Origin of the sequence: Streptococcus vestibularis ATCC 49124 (genome assembly GCF_000188295.1) — a bacterium.
Lineage (GTDB): Bacteria > Bacillota > Bacilli > Lactobacillales > Streptococcaceae > Streptococcus > Streptococcus vestibularis.
Genome location: NZ_GL831112.1, coordinates 1655200 through 1678831 on the forward strand (window position 1 = coordinate 1655200; position 23632 = coordinate 1678831).

Consider the following 23632-nt stretch of genomic DNA (forward strand, 5'->3'; position numbering starts at 1 on the left):
AACAGCTCTTTTTATACGAAAAGAGCTGTTCTATTTTATGAAAGAGAAAGTCACTAGTGACCTTTGTGCTTCTCCCTACGTTTTTGCTGTTTGCGTTCAAATTTCTCTTGTTTGAGCAATTGCTTTTGGACACTAGATTGATGTTTTGAAATCTTTTTCCTTTCCTCATACTGCAACTGCAATAGTTCTTTCGACTTGGAAGAAACTTTCTGATTTACTTGTTTCTTCACCATTCGCTGTAATCGTTTAGGATTCTTGATTTTTACATGTTGGTTAACTATAGCTTCTGGACTAAAAGATAATTGAGTAAACTGAGTCTGTAAGATCTCTAGAATTTCATCATCTTTTGGCTCCTGACCAAATGTCACACGACAAACTTGATAAGTTTCTCGATACACTTGTTCGAACAAACCATGCCAAAATCCATCTTCAAAATAAACTGTCAATCCAATTGAAATTGTTTCCACGACAGCACCTCCTTAAATCTATCCCTAAGAATGGACAACCAAGGAGGAAGGTTACTGATAGGCTCGCCTACGTCTGGACTACCAACCAGAACTGTGTTTTTATCTTAGTTGGGACTATTATAGCATACAGCAATACAAAAAATCCTCCAGAGCTAAGCTCCGAAGGATTCATTTTTTATTTTACAACAATGTTAACCAATTTAGTTGGCTTCAATAGTCTAGTGGACTATTGAAGGTGGCAGCTAGGGCTAATAAACTCGTTATTTAACGACAATATTAACGAGTTTATTAGGTACCGCAATTACTTTCACAATTTCCTTATCGTCAATCTCTGCTTTGACTTTTTCATCCGCTAGAGCAATTTCTTGCAACTCTTCGCGTGAAAGGTCTTTAGCAACCATGAGTTTAGCACGGACTTTACCTTTGATTTGAACGACGATTTCGATTTCGTCTTCAACCAATTTGCCTTCATCCCATGTTGGCCAAGCTACATAAGAGATAGACTCACCTGTTTCTGCGACTGTTTGCCAGATTTCTTCTGCTAAGTGAGGCGCAAATGGAGCAATCAATTGGATAAATCCTTTGGCGTAATCCACATAGAGTTTGTCTTCCTTGTTAGCCGCGTTGACAAAGACCATGAGTTGAGCAATGGCTGTGTTAAATTTCATCAACTCGATTTGCTCAGTAACAGATTTAACGGTTTCGTTATAAACCTTATCAAGAGCACCATTGTTTTCCGCAACGATTTCTTTACTTGTAATCAAACGGTAAACACGGTCAAGGAATTTACGGCTTCCTTCCAATCCTTCTTCAGACCAAGCGATTGAAGCATCGAGTGGTCCCATGAACATTTCATAGACACGAAGGGTATCAGCACCGTATTGTTCCACCACATCGTCTGGGTTGACAACGTTCTTGAGGGATTTAGACATCTTGGCTGGTGCTTGCTCCAATTCTTCTCCTGTTTCCACATGGAAGAAGGAACCATCACGTTTTTCAACCTTGTCAGTTGCCACGAGAGCACCACGGTGGTCACGGTAGCTTGTTCCCAAAATCATTCCTTGGTTAAAGAGTTTTTGGAATGGCTCTTTAGTCGGTACAACACCAAGGTCATAGAGGAATTTGTGCCAGAAACGAGCGTAAAGCAAGTGAAGCACGGCGTGTTCTGCACCACCCACGTAGATATCGACTGGCAACCATTGTTTGAGGAGGTCCTCGTCAGCCAATTTCTCTGTGTTGTGTGGATCGATATAGCGGAGGTAGTACCAGCTTGAACCTGCCCATTGTGGCATAGTATTCGTCTCACGACGACCTTTGACACCATCCTCACGAGTCACTTCAAGCCAGTCTGTCAAGTTAGCCAATGGGCTTTCACCAGTACCTGAAGGGCGAATGTCCTTGGTTACTGGCAAGACAAGTGGCAATTCATTTTCAGGAACAGCTGTTGAAGTTCCATCTTCCCAATGAATAATTGGGATTGGTTCACCCCAGTAACGTTGACGGCTAAAGAGCCAGTCACGAAGACGGTAAGTGATTTTTTCTTGACCAAAGCCTTTTTCTTCCAACCAAGCCACGATTTTAGCAATCGCTTTTTCTTTGTTGAGACCGTTCAAAAAGTCAGAGTTGACGTGAAGACCATCTTCTGTGTAAGCAGCCTCTTCAACATTTCCACCTTCAAGTACTTCTACGATTGGAAGGTCAAACTGTTTTGCAAATTCCCAGTCACGCTCATCGTGGGCAGGTACGGCCATAACAGCACCTGTTCCGTAGCTGGCCAGAACATAGTCAGCAATCCAGATTGGGATTTCTTTACCATTGACAGGATTGACAGCATAAGCACCAGTCCAAACCCCTGTTTTTTCCTTGGCAAGGTCTGTACGAGCCAAGTCTGATTTAAGGCTGGCTTGGCGTTTGTAGTCAGCTACAGCTTCTGCTTGTTCAGGTGTTGTGATGGCATCTACCAAGTCATGCTCAGGAGCCAAAACAGTAAAGGTCGCACCAAAAAGAGTATCTGGACGTGTCGTAAAGACTGTGAATTCCTTGTCTGTTCCTTTTACTTTGAAAGTGACATTGGCACCAGTTGATTTCCCAATCCAGTTGCGTTGCATGTCCTTGATAGACTCTGGCCAGTCAAGGTCATCCAAGTCATTGAGCAAGCGCTCAGCATAGACAGTGATTTTGAGCATCCATTGGCGCATTGGTTTGCGGACAACTGGATAGCCACCACGCTCAGATGTTCCATCTGGAAGAACTTCTTCGTTGGCGATGGCTGTTCCTAATTCTTCAACCCAGTTTACTGGCACTTCAGCTTCATAAGCCAAACCTTTTTCGTAAAGCTTAGTGAAAATCCATTGCGTCCACTTGTAGTAGTTCGGATCTGTAGTATTGACTTCACGGTCCCAGTCGTAAGAGAATCCAAGCGCATTGATTTGGCGTTTGAAGTTGGCAATGTTTTCTGCTGTGAATTCTGCTGGGTCATTCCCTGTATCCATAGCGTATTGCTCTGCAGGCAAACCAAAGGCATCCCATCCCATTGGGTGAAGGACGTTGTAGCCTTGTGCACGTTTGAAACGGCTGAGGATATCAGTCGCTGTGTAGCCTTCTGGGTGTCCTACGTGAAGACCCGCTCCAGATGGATAAGGGAACATGTCAAGCGCATAAAACTTAGGTTTTGAGGCCTCTGTTCCTGTCTTAAAAGTGTGATTGTCAGCCCAGTATTTTTGCCACTTAGGCTCGATTTCTTTATGATTGTAAAAACTCATGGTTTCTCTCCAATATTCGTAATGCTTCTATTATAGCATTTTTGAAGGATTTTTAAAGATGGTAAGGGAAGTTTAAGAGACGAATTAACCTTATTCCAGTTTGCATTTTTTTGCATTTTTGTTTACAAAAAAGGCAAAAAAATGCTATTCTAGTATTAGAAAGTAGGTGACTCATGTATCAAGAACAACGGCTTGAGAGAATTTTGATTCTCTTGGAAGAGAGAGGAAACCTATCTGTCAAGGAAATGGTTGATGAATTAGAAGTTTCCAAAGATACTATCAGAAGAGATTTCGACTGTCTCAGCCAGAGGAATTTGGCTCAGCGTACTCATGGTGGCATTCTTCCAGTAAAAAATACCACTGTTCTTGGCTTCCAGGAACGTCAGAAAGGACTCACTGAAGACAAGAAAAAAATGGCAGATCTAGCGCTTAGCTTGGTCAAAGACCAATCTCTACTCTTCTTCGATGTCTCTACCTTGATGCTTGAAGTCTCACAAAAATTGACTAAGAAGGTCACTATCTACTCCCACTCTTTGGACAACGCCTTGGTCCTAAGTGGTAAAGAAGGCGTCGACTTTCATCTCTTGGGAGGAAGATTTTACAGCAAAAACCGCTTCTACTATTCGCTTCACGAAGCCCAGCTCTTGCAACATCTACAATTTGACTTAGCCTTCTTCGGAGCGGCCAGTCTCAGTCAAGGAGTGGTCAGCTATGAAGATGAAGAGGACGTTGCTGTCAAACAACTAGCCATGCAAGCTGCTCGAACCAAGATTCTTATTGCTGAATCTGATAAATATGAAAAGCATTCCAAATATATATTGGGCAAGATTGAAGACTTTGACTACTGGATTACAGATAAGGAACCTGATCCTGATTTGGTCGAGGCTCTTAAAGATAAAGTAACGATTTTATACGATGGAAAGGATAGCGACTATGAGTAATATTCGTTTGATTATCAGTGACATTGATGGCACTATTCTCACTAGCAATCACCAGGTAGATGAGCAACTGATTGAGGTAATGCCAGAGCTTGAAAAAGCAAATATTCCCTTTGTTTTAGCTTCAGCCCGTTCGCCACTAGGGATGCAACCAATTGCTCATAAACTGGGACTTCATAACAACCCCATCGCCTGCTACAACGGCGCCTTAGTACTTGAGGGTGATCGTACTATTATCCAACACCCTGTGGATAAAGCTGAGATTCAAGAGCTTCTTAACTACTTATCCACAGATTACCCAAGTGTCTCTGTGAATATCTACTCTGGCAAGGACTGGATTACCAACCAACTAGACAAATGGTCTCAGTTGGAAGGAAGTATCACGGGTGAATCTCCTATCATTAAGGAACTGCAAGACACGGTCTCAGACTCAGAACCACCTATCCACAAGCTATTGTTGATTGATGAGCCTGAAATTATCCAGTACCTCCACCAAAAACTCCTAAGCATGGATTTTCCACAGATAGCCTTTTACTTGTCCAAAGATAACTATCTTGAAGTCACTGCCAAACACGTTTCTAAAGAACACGCTCTCCTTGAGCTTGCCAAGTATTATGACCTTCCTCTTGAACACGTCATGACCATCGGAGATAACTTCAACGATAGTCCCATGCTAGCTCTAGCTGGCCTAGGAATTGCTATGGGCAATGCACCTGAAGGGGTTAAGGAAACTGCAAACCTAGTAACGGCTTCAAATGATGATCATGGTGTCGCTCAAGCCATTACAGAGCATGTCCTAAACTAAGCCAATATCTAATAGTAGGAACAGACTTTAATTGCCAACTCGATTTTAGAACAGAAGGAAAGGTACCCTAAGGGGCCTTTTCTTTTTCCAAGGAAAAAAGACTCCCTCTCACGAAGAAGACCTAAATTTTCTAAAGATAAAGAAGGAGACCTACCAGAATTCCAATGACATAGCCTGCTAAAACATCACTAGGATAGTGAACACCACCTAGCACGCGCAAAAAAGCTAGAGCCATCGCCAGAAAAAGCATAGTCCCACCTAGCCAGGGGTTAAGCGTCAGTACCAACATAGCAATGACAGTCGCTGAGAAAACATGCCGACTGGGAAAAGACTTACCCAGACTGTCCTTCTTAATAAGTGGCTGAATGTCCCAGGTCTGATATGGGCGTGGGCGATTATAAAAGCTACGACCAAGAGAAAGAAGGAAAAAGCCTCCCCCCATAATAAGCACTGTCGTAGAGAGAACAAACCAGCCATTCCTTAGCCAAACCAAACTAATAAATATCGGAAAAAGCAGGTAAAAAGTCCTTGTGATAGCCTTGTTCAATCCTCCTAAGACCCTAGCATAAGGACGCAATGGACCGCTAATCCTATTGTAAAATTGTTTATAATTCATCATCATCCGTTAGAAAAAGGGAGTGACACAGAACTAAATTTCAAAAATCTAGCTTCTAGCCTCTCCCTCCAGTTTAATGAGATAGTCTTCCAAGGTTGAAGTCTCTTAGCCCAATCTCTTTTTGTCTATCTTAAAGTTCAGCAATCTGGTAAAGTTCAAGTTCAGCAGCTGTTTCTGAACCAAACATATTAATCATGATTTTAACCTTGTTGTTTTCAATTTCTACAACACGGCCTTCTTGACCCATAAAGGCACCATCGATGATTTGAACCACATCTCCAACCTTGATATTAGTATCAAATACATCAACAGTTTGACCCATTGAAATCAAGATTTGACGGATTTCTTCTTCCAAAAGTGGTGTTGGTTTAGAACGGTTACCGTGAGAACCAACGAAACCAGTAACGTTCGGAGTATTACGGACAACGAACCAGGCTTCGTCTGTCATTACCATCTCAACAAGAACGTAACCAGGGAAGCGGTTTTCTTCCACTTCTTTAACTTTACCGTTTTTCTCAACATTGACCGTTTGAGTTGGGATTTCAACACGCAAGATATTTTCAAGCATGTTATAAGTTTGAGCACGTTGCAAAAGATTTTCTTTAACTTTATTTTCGTATCCTGAATACGTTTGAAGGACGAACCAGCCCTTGTCGAATGAATCTAGCATTTTAGGATTCCTTTCTTTGTTCTAAATGACATTTAAACACCATTGACCATCAATCTTCGAGGCGCAAGCGTTAAATGTAAATGAATGCCTATGTTTTAATTCAAAGCGTAATAAAAAAGCCTGATGGCCCTTGTTCTCGCTTTTATCTACATTTATTATAACAAAAAAGAGCAGGCATGCCCACTCTTTTTATGTTTTCTTTAGAAAAAGTTAATCAGTGCTGACATAGCGCGACTCAACAATTCATCAAACGCATAGATGATGACAGTGAAGAATGCAGTATACTCAAGAACTGAACTAAAATCGTGCCAGCGTTGTTTACGGTCTGGCCAAGTCGTGTCTTTCAAGACTTTGAAAATACTTCCAGTTTGTCTCACGGTGTCTCCTATCTTGTTTCCTTATGCAAGGTGTATTTTTTACAATGTTTACAAAATTTGTTAACTTCTAGTCGTGTTGGTTTGGGAGTACTACTAACATTAATTGAGTAGTTTCGACTCCCACATTCAGCACACGCTAGGCTTGCTTTTTTCTGTGCCATAACGCCTCCATTTTTTATCTTACCACTTTTAAATGCAATTGACAAGCTATCTGAATAGACCTGATAAGGAGTCTGAAATCTTATCCCATAGACTGCTTGCTTGATCTTTTACATCATTGACAACGTCTGAAGCCTTGTCTGTCCATGACTTGTTACTGCTATTACGAGAGTCATTTGGATCTGCCGTATAGTCTAGTGTTTGACCATCAGCCGCATAGGCATTTTCAACGGTAAACTCATTACCTGGTGTATTTGGCAAAACATCTGCAGCGATATAGCTGAAAATAGTTGAAGCTGTTCCTGAGCTTGCTCCTGTTAAGTAGTGATTCTCGTCAGTCTTATCAAAACCAATCCAAGTCGTCATAACCACATCCGGAGTATAGCCAATAACCCACTGATCACTGGTCAAATCCTTGTTAAATTCAGCCTGAACAGTACCTGTCTTACCTGCCATAGTATAACCTGTGTAGTTGGCATTCACAGCAGAACCATTTGAGAAGGTACCAAGCATCATGCTGGTCATCTGGTTAGCTACTGACTGGCTGATAACACGCTTAGACTTCTTACTATGGGTAGCGATAATGTCACCACTAGCATTTTCAATTTTAGTGATGAAATAAGCCGTATTCATCTCACCACCATTAGCAAAGGTCGCATAAGCCTGAGCCATTTGAAGAGGACTAGCTGTCACACCACCACCAAGTGAAATTCCCAGTTCTTCTGGAACATTGTCAAAGTTAAGACCGAATTTTTGACCGTAACTAATCCCTTTTTGTATACCGATTTGATTAAAGAGGTAAACTGCTGGGATATTGTAGGAGTTGGCCAAAGCTTGATACATGGGCACATCCTCAGTCTCAACACCACCGTAGTTGGTTGGAGTATAGCCGTTATAGTCGATTGGTTTATTTGGAAGGTCCTTATTGATGCTCCATCCTGAAGCCAGAGCTGGGGCATAGACCACTAAAGGTTTAATGGTCGATCCAGGACTACGTTTCCCTTGGGTTGCATAGTTAAAGTTACGGAAGGTTGTATCACTGGTACCACCTACACGACCTACTAGACCACGGACCGCTCCAGTTGTTGGATCAAGCGCCACACTAGCTGACTGAGCTGTACTACCGTCACTTTCTGATGTAGGGAAGAGATAAGTATTTTCATAGGTTTGCTGCATGTTAGCTTGTGAGTTGGCATCCATCTCTGTGTAGATCTTGTAGCCATTTTTAACGATTTCATCCTCACTCAAGCCATAAGTTTTCGTAGCTTCTTCAATGACGGCATCAAAGTAGGACGGATACTTGTAGTCATCGCCAGTCCCTTGATAGGTATCATCTAGGCGACTAGCCATATCAACTCCAGCCGCACTGTCGGCATCTGCCTGACTCAACTTCTTGTCATCAACCATGTTAGAGAGAACAGTGTTTCGACGGTTGGTCGCATTTTGGATATTATCGATTGGGTTATAAATTTCAGGTCCCTTAAGCATACCCGCGAGGGTCGCTGCTTCATCAACAGTTAGATTGGCAGCACTTGTCCCGAAGTATTTTTGGCTAGCATCTTCAACACCCCAAACACCATTCCCGAAGTAGGCATTATTGAGGTACATGGTAAGGATTTCTTGCTTGCTGTATTTCTTGGTTAATTCCAAAGAGAGGAAGAATTCCTTGGCCTTACGAGTGACTGTCTGTTCTTGTGTCAAGAAGGCATTTTTAGCCAACTGTTGGGTAATGGTCGAACCACCACCAAAGCGTCCCATAGATACAATAGCCAGAAGGAATCGCTTGACGTTAACCCCGCTATTTTTATAGAAGGTACGGTCCTCAGTTGCTATGACAGCATTCTCCAAGCTATCACTAATAGCATCTAGTTCCACATAGGTCCCTTTTTGCCCTGACAAAGAACCAGCTTGATTGCCTTCTTTGTCATAGATAACCGTAGTAGCCTTCAAGGCATCTTGAAGGTCTGAAACATTGGTCGTCTTGGCAATATAGAAAAGGTAGGAACCTACTGTCAGAACCAGCACAGCTAGCATGATAAAGAGAATTTTCCCAATATGATAGCGACGCCAGAAACGGCGAATAGGATTTCTTGGCGAAAGCGTAAACTTGCTCAAGAACGCCTGAACCTTACCTAAGGGTTTGGTGGTATCAATAGGTTTCTTTTGCTTAGAACGTTGGTAACGTGACGTCTCTTGACTTTCCTGAGACATATCCAAGTCTTCAACGGCTTGTTCAACCTCATCAGGTTTCTTAGCAAAGAGTCCCTTTATCTTATTTTGTAAATTCTTCGATTTTTCAGCAGGCTGGGAATCCTTACCCTTTCCGCTATTTTCTTCTTTAAAAAGTTTGTTTTTTAGATTATCAAAAAATGTCATAACCTTATTATATCAAGTTTTTACAGGTTCTGTCCTCTTTTAAGTGTTCATGATATAATGAAACCATGACTTTACACGTAGAAATTATCAATCCCTATCCTATAACAACTGTCAAAGAGTTACTAGAAACCAGACTCCTCATTCCTCGTAAGATTCGTCATTTCCTACGCACGAAAAAGCACGTCCTCATCAATGGAGAGACTATTAATTGGCAGAGTCCCGTTAAAGAAGGTGATAGGATTAGCCTGACCTTTGACACAGAGGACTATCCTAATAAAACTATCCCTATGGGAGACGCCAATTTGGTAGAGCCTCTCTATGAGGATTCGCATCTCATCGTGGTCAATAAACCTGAAGGGATGAAGACGCATGGCAATGAACCCACAGAAATCGCTCTTCTGAACCATGTTTCGGCTTATTGTAGACAAACCTGTTACGTCGTTCATCGACTAGATATGGAAACTAGTGGGGCTGTGATTTTCGCTAAAAATCCGTTTATTCTGCCAATCCTCAACCGGCTTTTAGAAGATAAGATGATTCAGCGTCAATATTGGGCATTGACTGAAGGTAAATTCCAAACCAAGGAGACTGTGTACAATGACAAGATTGGACGCGACCGCCATGATCGTAGAAAACGGGTGGTTGATCCTAGAAAAGGGCAGGTTGCCTATACAACCGTCACACGCCTCAAAGCCTTCAAAGGAGCTAGTCTGGTCAATTGCCAACTAAAAACCGGACGGACCCACCAAATTCGGGTGCACCTGGCCCACCATGGGCATGCCATTCTGGGGGACCCTCTTTATAGCCATCGCCCCGCATCTCGACTCATGCTCCACGCACACACCCTTAGTTTCACCCATCCCTTAACACTCGAAAAAGTCACTGTTAAGGCTAAATCAGAAAGTTTCGAACAAGGGTTGAGAAATCACAAATAATAGAAGTAGGCTTATTCTCAAGCATAGTGCGAAAGGATTATCCTAATGATCCTCTAGTTATGACACAGTGGAAGCTTGCAAATAAGTTGCTTTTATTGACTTCGAAAGCCTTGACTACCTTGAATCTCCCTGGACATTATGTTAAGCTTTACATATCATATAAATTAGAGGAGTATTTAATTATGAATCCAGTCGATCAATGGCTAGCAATTAACGTCAAGTATTTCCCAACAGAACAAGTGCAGTACATCCGCCAACGTCTTGAGACACTTCCTGAACAACAACTTTCAATGCTTTACTCAATCAGCTTCCAAGATCCTACAATGATGCTTATTATCTCACTTTTTGGTGGTTCTCTTGGAATCGACCGCTTTATGTTGGGACAAGTTGGTCTTGGTATCGGTAAACTTTTGACATGTGGTGGTTGTGGTATCTGGTCAATCGTTGACTGGTTCCTCATCATGGATGCTACTCGCCAATCAAACGTTCAAAAACTTTTTGCTGTTATTGGGTAATGAAAAACTATTTCACACGCTTGTGGGCCTACCACCAGCGTTTTTTTAGATTATATCTCTTAGTTTTAGTGGCAGTTTATGGAGTCTACCTTTTGCATCTGCCAACACCACTCAGTTTAATCCTAAGACCATTTGGACTTAAGGGTTGGAGCGCAGGCCTAACACGCGCTAGCGTTAGACTACTACACCTAGATTGGCAAGGAGCCTGGGACTATAATCCACTGATATACCCTCTAGTGGTCTACATCTTAACCTATTTCTTTCTCTTTCCCATATTTAGTGATAAGAAGATTATTAGGAAATAAAGCAAACACTCTTATTCGATTCCCATTGCCGTTCCCTTACACTATTGCTATAATTGTAATTATCAAAATTTTTATAATCAAGTTATCTGGAGGTTATACACATGAAGCAACAAGATTGGATCGATTTTTTCCAAGCAGTTAATGGTCGTAATCCAAGTATTCAAGAAATGGCTGAAGCAGCTCAGAAAGGCGAGTTTGTCCGAGAAAGCTCTAAGAAACATAAACAATCTATCGAAGCAAACAAACCTGAAGAAATAGTAGAAACCAAGGAACCCTTGGCACCTGTTGAAGCAACCAAAACTGATGAAACAATAGAAACAACACCCTCTAAAGAAGTCACAGAAAGTGTTGAACCTTCCGTTGAAATCTATGATGTCGCTGAAGAACCCTTAGTTGATTCTAGTATCGATGAAAGACAAACTTTCCAAACTCCTAACCTAGGTCAAGAAGCTCCAACAGCCAACTCTCAAGAACAAATAAATCCAATACAAGACACTACTAATAAGCCTTTAAATTCCTTTGCCGACCAAGCTAATACAAGCTTCCCACAAACAAATACCCCCCTTAACGAGCCTTGGAAAGAGCCAGAAAAGAAATCCCGAACAAACCTCATCATGATAGCCATCGCTACCATCCCAGTTATCCTTTGGGCTCTTGGCTTATTCTTACTTGGAGTTGTTGGAGACGATTTTAGTATGGGCTTGGGTTTGGCATTATGGACTTTGATTGTGGGGCTACCAGTAATCATTATTGACATCCTACCAGCACTTCTAAACAAAACAGACAAGAAATGGCTAATCTTTGTCTTATCTATCCTCCTAAACTGGACTTTCATTGGATGGATCATCTTGCTTATTATTTCTATCAATACGAATAAGGAGGCAGAGCGTATCAAGCAGCAACAAATGATGATGCAGATGTCAGGTAAACAAGGAAGTTCTGATATGTTTAACCCTTTTCACTAATTAACAATAAATAATAGAAAAGAAAACCCAGGAAAAGTTTCTCTCGACTTTTCCTAGGTTTTTTTACTTTCTTAAATCTTAGTAACCCATCATTCCTGGATCCATAGCTGGCGCTGCTGGAGCCTCTGGTTCAGGCTTGTTGGCAACAACTGCTTCAGTTGTCAAGATAAGACTAGCTACTGAGGCGGCATTTTGAAGGGCAGAACGTGTGACCTTAACTGGATCAATGATTCCTGCTCCAACCATATCTACCCACTCACCGTTGGCAGCGTTAAAGCCTGTACCAACTTGGCTGTTCTTCAATTTATCAATGATAACTGAACCTTCATAGCCAGCGTTATAAGCAATTTGGCGAACTGGTTCTTCCAAGGCACGGAGGACAATATTACGTCCTGTAGCGTCGTCACCTTCAAGATCAAGTTCAGCAACCTTAGCAATGACGTTAACAAGGGCTGTACCACCACCTGCTACGATACCTTCTTCAACAGCGGCACGAGTAGCGTTAAGGGCATCTTCGATACGAAGTTTCATTTCTTTAAGGGCTGTTTCAGTGGCTGCACCAACCTTAATAACTGCAACACCACCTGACAATTTAGCCAAACGCTCTTGAAGTTTTTCACGGTCAAATTCAGATGTTGTTGTTTCCAATTGAGATTTAATGAGGTTAACACGGTTAGCAATTGCTTCTGCGCTTCCTGCTCCTTCGACGATAACTGTGCTATCCTTATCCACAGTTACTTTCGAAGCCTGACCAAGTGCTGCCATAGTTGCATCCTTAAGTTCAAGACCAAGATCCTCAGTAATAACAGTTGCTCCAGTCAATATAGCAATGTCTTCCAGCATCGCTTTACGACGGTCACCAAAGCCAGGCGCCTTAACAGCAACAACATTGAAGGTTCCACGAATCTTGTTAAGAACAAGCGTTGGAAGAGCTTCACCATCCACGTCATCAGCAATAATCAAAAGTGGACGACTAGTCTTCAGCACTTCTTCCAAGAGTGGAAGAACATCTTGGATATTTGAAATTTTCTTGTCAGTCACAAGAATAAATGGATTTTCAAGATCTGCGACCATTTTTTCATTATCAGTAACCATGTACTGAGAAAGATATCCACGGTCAAACTGCATACCTTCAACCACTTCGAGTTCTGTCTCCATACCACGAGACTCTTCAATAGTGATAACACCGTCATTACCAACGCGTTCCATTGCTTCTGAAATGTATTCACCAACTTTTTCAGAGCGAGATGAAACCGCTGCGACTTGAGCAATAGCTTCCTTATTGGCAACTGGTTGAGCAATGGCTTTAAGCTCTTCCACAGCTGTAGCTACAGCTGCCTCAATCCCACGACGGATACCGATTGGATTGGCACCAGCTGTTACATTTTTTAGCCCCTCACGAACAATAGCTTGTGTCAAAACAGTGGCTGTAGTTGTTCCGTCACCGGCAATATCATTAGTTTTTGAAGCCACTTCGCTGACAAGCTTAGCACCCATATTTTCAAAGTGATCCTCGAGTTCAATTTCTTTAGCAATTGTCACACCATCATTAGTGATAAGTGGTGAGCCAAAAGCCTTTTCCAAAACAACGTTACGACCTTTAGGGCCAAGCGTTACCTTAACGGTATCAGCTAAAGTATCAACACCACGAACCATTGCTGCGCGTGCATCTGATGAAAATTTAATATCTTTTGCCATAGTTACTCCTTCTTTATCTTAAATTATATCTGATTAGCGAGGGCCTAAGCTAGGACCGCTAAAATATCTGCTTCACGAATAATTGAAACGGAATCTTCTCCGTCTTTAACGCTGACACCTGCACCATTTTCAACAAGGACCTTGTCGCCTACTGCAACACTAGGTGCAATCAATTCCCCAGTAAGAGTACGGATGCCTTCACCTACTGCCAAGACCTCTGCAGTCTTAGTAGCTTCATGACTAGCTCCCGCCAATACAAAGCCACTAGCTGTTTTTTCTTCTGTTTCTTCAAAACGGACGACAATACGATCGCCCAATGGTTTTAATGCCATACCAATTACCTCCAAATGTTATTTATTATTAGTAACGTGTGAAACGTTATTTTTAGCACTCACAAACAATGAGTGCTAATCCATATATTTATTTTAGCACTTGGTCAAAAATAGTCAAGAAAAAACTACCCAAAATCTGAACTTTGGATAGTTTCTTTTTGCTTATTAACCGAGTACCAAGGCATCGTCATTGAGGACTTGTCCACTATTTTTGTGGAAGAGATCCATAAGTTCTGCAACAGTGAGATTTTTCTTTTCCTCACCTCGCACATCGACGACGATTTTACCATGATAGAGCATGACCAGACGGTTCCCATATTCGATAGCATGCTCCATATTATGGGTAATCATAAGAGTTGTCAACTCTTGTTCTTCAACAATCTTACGTGTCAAATTCATAACCATGTCACTTGTCTTAGGATCCAGTGCTGCTGTGTGTTCATCTAGCAGCAAAATCTTTGGACGAACCAAGGTCGCCATAGCAAGTGTCAAGGCCTGACGTTGTCCACCTGACAAGAAATTAGCATCAGTCTTCATACGATTCTCAAGACCAAGACCAAGATCTACCAAGGCTTCCTTAAATACTTGACGTTCACTTTCAGTAATAGACTTTTTAAAGAAGCTACGTTTCTTACCACGACGATAGGCGATTGCCATATTTTCTTCGATAGAAAGGTTTGTCGCTGTACCCATTCGAGGATCTTGGAAAACACGGCTAATGTCTTTAGAGCGCTCATCTACAGATGCTTTCTTAATAGATTGACCCTCCAACAAGATATCCCCCTCATCAATCCTGAGAACACCAGCAATTGAATTCATCAAGGTTGATTTACCAGCACCATTTCCCCCAATAACAGAGATAAAATCTCCCTGCTCAATGTCGAGATCCAAACCACGAAGGACGTGATTTTCATTGACTGTACCTTTTTCAAAGGTTTTATGAATCTGTTGTAAACTAAGTAAAGCCATTACTTGTCACCTCCTGGAATCAAGGATTTGTTAGGTTTGATTTTCAATTTTTGGCGTACTTCAGGCACATAAAGGATGATAGCAAGCAAGATAGCTGAAGCTAATTTCAGCATTTGAGCATCAACGTTCATGGCAAGGATAATAACCAAGACCAGACGGTAGAGAACAGCTCCTACAACAATTGACCACAGGCGTTTACCAAGTGGTAGATACTTGACGATAACTTCAGCCAAGATAATTGCAGCCAAGCCATTTACGATTGTACCAGTACCCATATTCATATCCGCATAGCCATTATTTTGAGCTAGGAGAGCACCTGATAGGGCAATCAAACCATTGGAAATCATGTAGCCAAGAATCTTCATACGATCAACCTTGATACCATTGGCTTCACCCATGGCAAGGTTATCACCTGTCGCACGAAGGGCCAGACCAACCTGCGTATTAAGGAGGACAACCAACATAAGCACTACCAGACTAACAAAAATCAGTCCTAATAGAATCACACCATTCAGCTTAGATAGACCAAGATCCATCACCATAGTCACCAGCGTGTTATGTCCTGAAAGAGAGACATTGGCACTACCAAGAACCAAAAGGTTAACGGAATAGAGCCCTGTTAAGGTAATAATCCCTGTTAAGAGTGCTGGTATCTTCATTTTCGTATGCATAAAGCCAGACACCGCTCCAGCAAGCATACCAGCAACAAAACCACCTAAAGTCGCAAAGATCGGGTTAATCCCACGGATAATCATGATAGTTGTCGTAGCAGCACCAAGTGGAAAGGCCCCCTCAGCTGTCAAATCAGCAAGGTCCAAAATACGGAAGGTAATGAAGACCCCAATAGCCATAATAGCCCAGAGGAGTCCCTGAGAAATGGCTGTTAACACCACATTTGAAAATCCTTTTTTAGAAGACTTATTGACCTTAAGCTTAATGACACCCTTATCTTTTTTAGCAATTGGTTTGTCATCTTGTGTTGATGCTTTAGATTCCTCGTCACTAATGCTAGAAACATCAATGCCAAGTTCTTTAGCCATGTCATGGTTTACCACAACATTAAGTGTTTTAGGATACTCTGCATCGACATCCTTGACCTTCTCACCTCGGAGAACACGACCTGCCAACCTACCTGTTTGACGTCCAAGCGCTTCATAGTTGGTTCCGTAAGTGAATAGGACACCTTTTTCTACACTGCCAGCGTCACTACCAACAACTGGAACCTTAGTCTCTTTAGAAAGATCTACCAAGGTATTAATAGCACTAACAATGGTATTATCAGTTGGGATGAAGATGACTTCGGTCTGACTCATCAAGCTCTTGGCTGTATCTTGTATATCATTGGTTGATGAAATTCCTTTGATAACCGTTTCAATACCAGCTTCCTTGAAGTATTTCTTGGCTTCTTCAACCTGAACTTCTGAGTTACGCTCGCTGGTCGTATACATAATCCCAACTTTTTTAGTGTTTGGAAAGACCTTTTTCAACAATTCAACCTGTTTATTGATAGGGGACATGTCACTTGTTCCCGTCACATTTCCTCCAACATTGTCCATAGACTTAACTAGTTTAGCTGAGACTGGATCTGTGACAGCTGTAAAGAGAATTGGCTTGTCCTTTGTCAAACTACTCAAAGACTGAGCTGCTGGGGTTGCGATAGCCAACATGACATCATTATCTTCAATAAGCGACTGAGAAATCGTCTGCAAGTTAGACTGATCCCCTTGTGCATTCTGATAGTCAATTTTGATGTTCTTACCGTCAACATAACCTTCCTCTTTGAGTTCTTCAATGAACCCTTTACGTGTCGCTGACAAGGAAGGATGTTCCACATATTGGAGAACACCGACGTGAACTAAATCTTTGTTAGAAGCATTTGAGCATGCTACCAAGAGGACAGCTGTGATAACAGCCATCATACTGACCAAAAATTTCTTCATCTTGTACACCTCTATTTTTTTATTTTATCTATTTCCAATTTCCTTTTATGTTCTTCTGAAGCGTTGGAGGCACAGGGAAAACAACAGTTTCATTGCCCACGAAAAATCCTCAAGTCTTCAAGAGAATCCCCGAGTGATACAATCACTCTATTTATCACGTCAAAAGTAAGCTAAAGCTTGCTGTTTAAAGAACAATTCTAGCTTAGAATGTGAAATTAAAAAATAGACCACGGCATGGAAAAACCAGTTAGGACAGGCCCAACTGGTTCTCTGCATATTGACTAGCACAAACTAGCTTATACCACCGGTTAGACCTATTCATCTAATCGGCTAATCCATCACAAAATGCTTTAGCTTCATAGATACAAACTTATTGACGCCTGTATCTTGAAACACAAACGTCCTATCTAAAGAAACTAAAGTAATAAAAAGCTTTAAGATTTCCCCAATGGGCGGCTTTGTTAAGCATGTAATGCCTCCGTAGTTAAGATAGATTTAAGTTTACACTATTTAGACAATTCTGTCAAATTGGAATTTATCTCCTTTTTCTCAATTAATCTTTGTCGTTTAAAAAGAAAAATCTCTTCCCACATCTGCAAGAAAAGATTTTTTAATATTAAGCATCTTGTTCTGTTGTTAAGATAGCAAGTGTTTCAATCAAGTTATCGGCATTAACTTCAATAGTGTCACCAGTTGCCTTGATTTTAACTTCGACAACACCTTCACTTGCCTTTTTACCAACCGTCACACGAATTGGAAGCCCGATAAGGTCACTATCAGAGAATTTAGAACCAACACGCTCATTACGGTCATCTATCAAAACATCGTAACCTTCAGCTGCAAGAGCAGATTCCAAACGATCTGTCAAAGCATTGGCTTCCTCATCCTTAGTATTAACTGTAATCAAGTGAACATCATAAGGCGCCAATTCTTTAGGGAAGTTAATTCCCCATGCGTAGCGGTATTGACCTTTTGGAGTCTTGTTAACAAAGAGACGTGCATGTTGTTCGATCACAGCTGACAAGATACGGCTAACACCGATACCGTAACATCCCATGATAATTGGAACTGCACGACCATTTTCGTCAAGAACGTTAGCACCCATACTTTCAGAGTAACGTGTACCAAGTTTAAAGATATGGCCGATCTCGATACCACGCGCAAATTGAAGGACACCTTGACCGTCTGGCGAAATCTCACCTTCTTTAACTTCACGAATATCCACGTATTCTGCTTTGAAGTCACGCTCTGGGTTAACCCCTGTCAAGTGATAGCCATCTTCATTGGCTCCAACAACAGCATTTGCCACGTCTTGAACCTTACGGTCTGCAATGATACGAACATTTTCAGGAAGGTTAACTGGACCAAGAGAACCGAAGCTAGCACCAAAGACTTGACGCGCTTCATCTTCTGTAGCTGGTTCAAGGAAGTCAACTGCAAGGTAGTTTTTCAACTTCACGTCGTTAACTTGATCATTACCAACAAGAAGAGCCACTACTGGTTCGTCATCAGCAGTGAAAAGCAAAGTCTTGATGGTTTGTTCTTCTGGAACATTCAAGAAAGCAGCAACTTCATCAATTGACTTGCAATCTGGCGTTTCAACTCGAGTTACTTCTTCTTGAGTCACAACCTTAGTCGCTGGTGTGTAGGCGTTTGTTGCCATCTCAAGGTTAGCTGCATAGCTTGACTCTGTAGAGTATGCAATCGTATCTTCACCAGATACCAACCACGATGTCAATTCATTCTTGATTTCTTCCATGACATCTTCTGGAATCTCATCCAATGAAGCAATTGACTTGTCAAGAACTACCCAACGATTAAGGTCTGTACGCTCAGGAGTGACCGCCATGAATTCTTGAGAATCCTTACCACCCATGGCACCACCATCACCGATGATTCCCTTAAATTCAAGGCCAGCACGTGTAAAGATAGCTTCATAAGCCTTACGATAGTCTTCGTAGGTTACATCCAAATCTTCGTAATTTTGGTGGAAACTGTAAGCATCCTTCATGATAAATTCACGTGTACGAAGAAGACCGTTACGAGGACGTTTTTCATCACGGTATTTTGATTGGATTTGGTAGAGATTAAGTGGCAATTGTTTGTATGATTTAACCGCATCACGAACCAAGGCTGTAAACGTTTCTTCGTGAGTTGGACCGAGGATAAAGTCAGACTTATCACGGTTTTTAAGTTTATAAAGGTCTTCACCATAAGTTTCATAACGACCTGATTCACGCCACAAATCTGCTGTCAAAAGCGCTGGCGCCAACATTTCAACCGCACCGATTTTTTCAAACTCCTCACGCATGATGGTTTTAAATTTCTCGATAGCACGATTTGCCAATGGCATATAAGCATAAATACCAGCAGAGACCTGACGCACGTAACCCGCACGTACCATAAGGGCATGACTAATAACTTGAGCATCACTTGGCATTTCACGAAGTGTTGGAATCAACATTTTACTTTGTTTCATTATTTACATACTAAGGAGGCTGGCCCGTGGGTCAAGTCCCTTAGACTTCCTTTCATTTCTTTGTTTCTAATTAAAAGAAAGCACGCATAATATCATTCCAAGTCACTGCAATCATAAGAACAACCATGACCGCAACACCTGCGAGTGTGATATAGCTTTCAATTTCTTGATTAAGTGGTTTACGACGAATAGCTTCAATAATATTCATAACAATTTTACCACCGTCAAGGGCTGGAATTGGAATAAGATTGAAAATCCCTAAGTTGATAGAGAGCATTCCCATAAGGTTAAGAATGGAAATCAAGCCATTTTCTGAAGCCTGGGCAGACATCTGGAACATAGCAACCGGTCCACCAAGTTTATTCAAACTAAAGTTGGTGATAAGCCCCTTAAGTGCCACGAGAATTTTGAAGGCCCCTTCCCAAGCCATTTGGAAACCACCAAAAATCTTATCTTTAAGACCTGTCTTTAAGGCAGGAGAGACACCTAAAAAGTAGCTACCTTGATTCTCCTTAGGTTTAACAGAGACCGTTTCTTCCTGACCGTTACTTCTCTTAACCGTCACAGAAAGGTTGTCACCTTTGGAGAATTTTTGAGTATTCTCTGTCAATGATTCCTTCAAGCTGTCCCAATCCGTAACCTTGTCTTTATTGATAGCCTCGATGGCATCACCATTTTTCAAGCCTGCCACCTGAGCAGCACCTCCATCGGCTACCTGGATACGGTTAGTTGAGGTATCTTGAACACCACCTTGAACAAAGGCTAAGATAATAAAGACAAGCACCCCAAGAATGAAGTTATTCATAGGACCAGCAAAGTTGGTAATTAAACGTCCCCAAATGCTTGCATTTTGATATTGGACATCCTTAGGAGCAATACGAAGTTCTGTACCATCCTCCTCAACGATAGTGGCATCATGGTCAACCTCATAGGTCTTGGTCTCATCTAAGACTAGACCTGTAATGGTTAACTTATCTTCCAAATCATAGGCAGTGACGTTCATAGGCAAAGCCGTCTGGTCAACCTGGCGATCCGAAAGGTTGATACGTCTTACCTTACCATCTGATCCAATCGTTAGACTGGCAGGGCTACCTGTTTTAATCTCAGTTGTATCTTCACCCCAACCAGCCATACGGACATAACCACCCAAAGGGAGGATACGGATAGTATAAACGGTACCATCCTTACCTGTATGTGCAAAAATTTTCGGTCCCATACCAATGGCAAATTCACGCACCAGAATACCTGATCGTTTGGCAAAGAAGAAATGGCCAAACTCATGGAAGACGACAATCACACAGAAAATCAGTAAAAAAGTAATAATAGCTTTCATTTAGACACCACCACCCTTAAAAAAGTCCTAGTAAGTGCATGATTGGGAAAACGAAAATCCAGCTATCACAACGGTCTAATATGCCACCGTGCCCAGGAATAAGGTTACCTGAGTCTTTAACACCAAAGTGTCGTTTAATAGCTGATTCAACCAAATCACCAAATTGACCGAAAATACTAAAGAGAATCGTACAGATAAGCAACCAGAAGAAACTATGCGGTGCATAGACATTATGATTAATCAACCCAAAGAGTAGTGCTACAATGATTGCGGATAGGATACCACCAACACTACCTTCAATGGTTTTATTAGGTGATACTTTTGGCAATAGCTTATTCTGACCAAATTGACGACCAAAGAGGTAAGCCCCAATATCCGTTGCCCAAACAATAAAAAGGGCAAAGAGAACTTTTTCCCAGCTATCCAAACGTGCTGCAATGAGATTTTGGAAACCAAAACCAACATAAAAGGCAGAGGTGATTGGATATACTGCATCATCAAAAGAATAATGGTCGCTATTAAGGACAGTCCCAGCTAAAATCAAAAAAGAAATAATAGCAAAACCTGTCACACTAGCATTTGTTGGAAGACTGATAAAATACTGATCAATCGGCACAGCCAAGATAAAGGCTGCCAACATAGACAAAATACCTTCGATAGAGAAAATCTCCAAGTGCTTCATGCGAAGCATCTCAGACACTGCAACCATGGCCATAGCTCCAACCAAAAGCTGGAAAGGAAGACCACCGATAAAGAGCAATGGGAGGAAAATGGCTGCTGCCACACCCCCACCAATTAAACGTTCTTGCATGAGAGGTCCTTTCTAGACACCACCGAAGCGACGGTGACGTTTATTGTAGTCAGAGATGGCTTGACGTAGCCCCTGATGGTCAAAGTCTGGCCAGAAAACATCTGTGAAGTAAAACTCACTATAGGCAGATTGCCAAGGCAAGAAATTACTAAGACGAAGTTCGCCACTCGTACGGATAATTAAATCTGGATCACGATAGAGGTAAGGCAATTTATCAGTCATCAAATGCTTAGCAATGAGATCTTCATCAATAGCTTCAAGACTGAGTTTTCCTGCTTCAACCTCTTTAGCAATCGCTTGAACAGCAGACACAATCTCCGCACGACCACCGTAGTTTAATGCAAAATTGAGTACCAAACCGGAATTGTGTTTCGTCTGCTCTACTGCCTTTTCAAGAGCATCTAAGGTTTCCTTAGGTAGGCGACTATTATCTCCGATTGTCAAAATGCGAACATTGTTTTTATCTAATTCTGGTACATACTTGTTAAAAAATTCGACTGGCAAATTCATGATAAATTTAACTTCATCTTGTGGACGTGACCAGTTTTCAGTTGAGAAGGCATAGACTGTCAATACCTTAACTCCAAGTTGTGACGCTTCGATGGTTACCTTTTGCAAGGCATCCATCCCAGCCTTATGTCCCATCACACGTGGTTGTAGACGCTTTTTAGCCCAACGGCCATTTCCATCCATAATAATACCAATATGGTTAGGAATATTGTCTAGAACCTCTTGATGAGATTTTTTTCTAAATTTAAACATGGAATATCCTCTAAATATAGTTTACCCTTTATTTTACCACATTTTCAGGGGTTCTGAACAGTGTTTAATACCAAGGAGATTAGAAAATGTAAAAAGACCAGGATTTAACCTAGCCTAAAATACACATCTTACTTTTCATCAGCAGACTCAATCGCTGAATCTTCTTCAACAATTGTCTCTTTAACAGTCTCTGCTGTTTCTGTACTTGGTGCTGGTGTGATTACTTTCATGATTGAACGACTCAAATCAAAGGTCAAGAAGACACCTTCTGCATCCAAAACGATACGGTTATTTTCTTTGTCAATCTCATCAACAATAGCAATCAAACCACCGATTGTTTCAACTTCAGCACCCTTATCAAGACCTGCAAAACGATCTTCTTGAGCCTTTGCCTGACGGCGACGGCTGAAAGCCACATAAGCAACAATGGCGACCACATAAATGGCCAAAACTAGCATCATATTCATATTTCGTGTTCCTCCAATAATTCACTTGGCTACTACTATATCAGATTACGTCAGGACAAGCAAGGCAAATCCTTATACAGACCACATAAAAACACTTTCTACAAGACAGAAAGTGTTTAATGAGATTACATATCTGCTACGTTGTGATAAACCTTTTGAACATCATCATCCGCTTCAAGAGCATCAATAAGTCCTTCGAACGTCTCAAGGTCTTCACCTTCAAGAGTAACCTCAGTTTGTGGAATCATTTCAAGTTCTGTCACTTGGAACTCTTCCTGACCGTTAGCACGGAGAGCTTCTAACGCCTTGTGAAGTTCTGTTGGCTCAGTATAAACAGTGATAGCACCATCTTCTGCTTCTACATCTTCAACTTCTACATCAGCTTCAAGCAATTGTTCAAAGATTGCGTCTGCATCTTCACCTGCAAAAACGATAACACCTTTTTTATCAAACATGTATGAAACAGAACCTGATGCACCCATGTTACCGCCATTTTTACCAAAGGCAGTACGTACGTTAGCAGCTGTACGGTTAACGTTTGAAGTCAAAGTATCTACGATAATCATAGAACCATTTGGTCCAAATCCTTCATAACGCCCTTCAACAAAGGTTTCATCGGTGTTACCTTTGGCCTTATCAATGGCCTTATCAATAACATGTTTTGGTACTTGTGCTTGTTTAGCACGTTCCAAAACGAATTTCAAAGCTGAGTTTGACTCTGGATCTGGCTCACCTTGTTTAGCAGCTACATAGATTTCAACACCAAACTTAGCGTAAACCTTTGAGTTGGCACCATCTTTAGCAGTTTTTTTAGCAACGATATTAGCCCATTTACGTCCCATGGGATTCACCTCTTCTAAGAGATGTTCTGACATCTCTGATTTGTTTTTCTTTTTTGAAAATAGCAGAACTTGCTAAATTCACAGTCCTTTACATTATAGCATTTTGACT

General features: G+C 41.5%; 23 protein-coding genes. 6 read left to right on the forward strand and 17 right to left on the reverse strand.

Annotated elements, in window-relative coordinates:
* Window positions 1-53: 53 nt before the first annotated feature.
* Both HMPREF9425_RS07995 and leuS read right to left on the reverse strand, forming a co-directional pair.
* Window positions 54-467, reverse strand: a complete 414-nt coding sequence (locus HMPREF9425_RS07995; protein WP_003098080.1) for a YjdF family protein — start codon at window positions 465-467, stop codon at window positions 54-56.
* A 260-nt stretch (window positions 468-727) separates the two neighbouring features.
* A complete protein-coding gene (gene leuS, locus HMPREF9425_RS08000) occupies window positions 728-3229 on the reverse strand; it encodes a leucine--tRNA ligase (RefSeq protein ID WP_003098082.1) in 2502 nt (833 codons plus the stop codon).
* A 173-nt stretch (window positions 3230-3402) separates the two neighbouring features.
* On the opposite strand from leuS, the gene HMPREF9425_RS08005 reads away from it, so the two are divergent.
* Window positions 3403-4170 carry a DeoR/GlpR family DNA-binding transcription regulator gene (locus tag HMPREF9425_RS08005; RefSeq protein WP_003098084.1) on the forward strand — a complete coding sequence of 256 codons (768 nt, stop codon included), beginning with the start codon at window positions 3403-3405 and terminating at the stop codon, window positions 4168-4170.
* Window positions 4163-4972: a Cof-type HAD-IIB family hydrolase gene (locus HMPREF9425_RS08010; protein ID WP_003098085.1), complete on the forward strand. Its 810-nt coding sequence runs from the start codon at window positions 4163-4165 to the stop codon at window positions 4970-4972. Before HMPREF9425_RS08005 ends, HMPREF9425_RS08010 begins: the two co-directional genes overlap by 8 nt.
* A gap of 130 nt (window positions 4973-5102) precedes the next feature.
* Here the strand turns inward: HMPREF9425_RS08010 and HMPREF9425_RS08015 are convergent, their stop codons facing one another.
* From HMPREF9425_RS08015 to pbp2a, 5 genes are all read right to left on the reverse strand, one after another.
* A complete protein-coding gene (locus HMPREF9425_RS08015) occupies window positions 5103-5591 on the reverse strand; it encodes a phosphatase PAP2 family protein (protein ID WP_037621596.1) in 489 nt (162 codons plus the stop codon).
* Between the two features lie 127 nt (window positions 5592-5718).
* Entirely contained in the window at window positions 5719-6258 is a 540-nt protein-coding gene (gene nusG, locus HMPREF9425_RS08020) for a transcription termination/antitermination protein NusG (protein WP_002883644.1), read from the reverse strand.
* A gap of 200 nt (window positions 6259-6458) precedes the next feature.
* Window positions 6459-6635 carry a preprotein translocase subunit SecE gene (gene secE / locus HMPREF9425_RS08025; protein ID WP_003095130.1) on the reverse strand — a complete coding sequence of 59 codons (177 nt, stop codon included), beginning with the start codon at window positions 6633-6635 and terminating at the stop codon, window positions 6459-6461.
* Window positions 6636-6643: 8 nt separating this feature from the next.
* Window positions 6644-6796, reverse strand: a complete 153-nt coding sequence (rpmG, locus tag HMPREF9425_RS09560) for a 50S ribosomal protein L33 (protein WP_002886472.1) — start codon at window positions 6794-6796, stop codon at window positions 6644-6646.
* A gap of 46 nt (window positions 6797-6842) precedes the next feature.
* Window positions 6843-9170, reverse strand: coding sequence for a penicillin-binding protein PBP2A (pbp2a, locus tag HMPREF9425_RS08030; protein ID WP_003095136.1), 2328 nt, complete (start codon window positions 9168-9170; stop codon window positions 6843-6845).
* Window positions 9171-9235: 65 nt separating this feature from the next.
* On the opposite strand from pbp2a, the gene HMPREF9425_RS08035 reads away from it, so the two are divergent.
* From HMPREF9425_RS08035 to HMPREF9425_RS08045, 4 genes are all read left to right on the forward strand, one after another.
* Window positions 9236-10105, forward strand: a complete 870-nt coding sequence (locus HMPREF9425_RS08035; protein WP_003095163.1) for an RluA family pseudouridine synthase — start codon at window positions 9236-9238, stop codon at window positions 10103-10105.
* A 182-nt stretch (window positions 10106-10287) separates the two neighbouring features.
* Entirely contained in the window at window positions 10288-10620 is a 333-nt protein-coding gene (locus tag HMPREF9425_RS08040) for a TM2 domain-containing protein (protein ID WP_037621598.1), read from the forward strand.
* Complete coding sequence (locus HMPREF9425_RS09565) at window positions 10620-10925, forward strand: DUF2752 domain-containing protein (RefSeq protein WP_003098092.1); 306 nt, start codon at window positions 10620-10622, stop codon at window positions 10923-10925. Before HMPREF9425_RS08040 ends, HMPREF9425_RS09565 begins: the two co-directional genes overlap by 1 nt.
* 101 nt (window positions 10926-11026) lie before the next feature.
* A complete protein-coding gene (locus tag HMPREF9425_RS08045) occupies window positions 11027-11890 on the forward strand; it encodes a superinfection immunity protein (RefSeq protein WP_003095111.1) in 864 nt (287 codons plus the stop codon).
* A 78-nt stretch (window positions 11891-11968) separates the two neighbouring features.
* Here HMPREF9425_RS08045 and groL read toward each other — a convergent pair whose 3' ends face one another.
* The 10 genes from groL to HMPREF9425_RS08095 all read right to left on the reverse strand — a co-directional run bounded on the left by groL (window position 11969) and on the right by HMPREF9425_RS08095 (window position 23523).
* The gene (gene groL, locus HMPREF9425_RS08050) at window positions 11969-13588 is read right to left on the reverse strand and encodes a chaperonin GroEL (protein ID WP_003098094.1); all 1620 of its coding nucleotides are present in this window, start codon (window positions 13586-13588) and stop codon (window positions 11969-11971) included.
* 44 nt (window positions 13589-13632) lie between these two features.
* The gene (gene groES / locus HMPREF9425_RS08055; protein WP_003095068.1) at window positions 13633-13920 is read right to left on the reverse strand and encodes a co-chaperone GroES; all 288 of its coding nucleotides are present in this window, start codon (window positions 13918-13920) and stop codon (window positions 13633-13635) included.
* Between the two features lie 165 nt (window positions 13921-14085).
* On the reverse strand, window positions 14086-14889 hold the full coding sequence (locus HMPREF9425_RS08060; protein ID WP_003095020.1) for an ABC transporter ATP-binding protein: 804 nt from the start codon (window positions 14887-14889) through the stop codon (window positions 14086-14088).
* On the reverse strand, window positions 14889-16829 hold the full coding sequence (locus HMPREF9425_RS08065; protein WP_003095011.1) for an ABC transporter substrate binding protein: 1941 nt from the start codon (window positions 16827-16829) through the stop codon (window positions 14889-14891). Before HMPREF9425_RS08065 ends, HMPREF9425_RS08060 begins: the two co-directional genes overlap by 1 nt.
* Before the next feature lie 616 nt (window positions 16830-17445).
* Complete coding sequence (locus HMPREF9425_RS08070) at window positions 17446-19308, reverse strand: proline--tRNA ligase (RefSeq protein ID WP_003095039.1); 1863 nt, start codon at window positions 19306-19308, stop codon at window positions 17446-17448.
* 70 nt (window positions 19309-19378) lie between these two features.
* Window positions 19379-20641: an RIP metalloprotease RseP gene (gene rseP / locus HMPREF9425_RS08075; RefSeq protein ID WP_003098096.1), complete on the reverse strand. Its 1263-nt coding sequence runs from the start codon at window positions 20639-20641 to the stop codon at window positions 19379-19381.
* 16 nt (window positions 20642-20657) lie between these two features.
* Window positions 20658-21452, reverse strand: a complete 795-nt coding sequence (locus tag HMPREF9425_RS08080; protein WP_003098098.1) for a phosphatidate cytidylyltransferase — start codon at window positions 21450-21452, stop codon at window positions 20658-20660.
* A 12-nt stretch (window positions 21453-21464) separates the two neighbouring features.
* On the reverse strand, window positions 21465-22214 hold the full coding sequence (gene uppS / locus HMPREF9425_RS08085; protein WP_003098100.1) for an undecaprenyl pyrophosphate synthase: 750 nt from the start codon (window positions 22212-22214) through the stop codon (window positions 21465-21467).
* Between the two features lie 128 nt (window positions 22215-22342).
* On the reverse strand, window positions 22343-22681 hold the full coding sequence (locus HMPREF9425_RS08090) for a preprotein translocase subunit YajC (protein WP_003098102.1): 339 nt from the start codon (window positions 22679-22681) through the stop codon (window positions 22343-22345).
* A 125-nt stretch (window positions 22682-22806) separates the two neighbouring features.
* Window positions 22807-23523 (reverse strand): YebC/PmpR family DNA-binding transcriptional regulator, encoded by a 717-nt coding sequence (locus tag HMPREF9425_RS08095; protein ID WP_003095160.1) that lies wholly within the window; start codon window positions 23521-23523, stop codon window positions 22807-22809.
* Window positions 23524-23632: the final 109 nt, after the last annotated feature.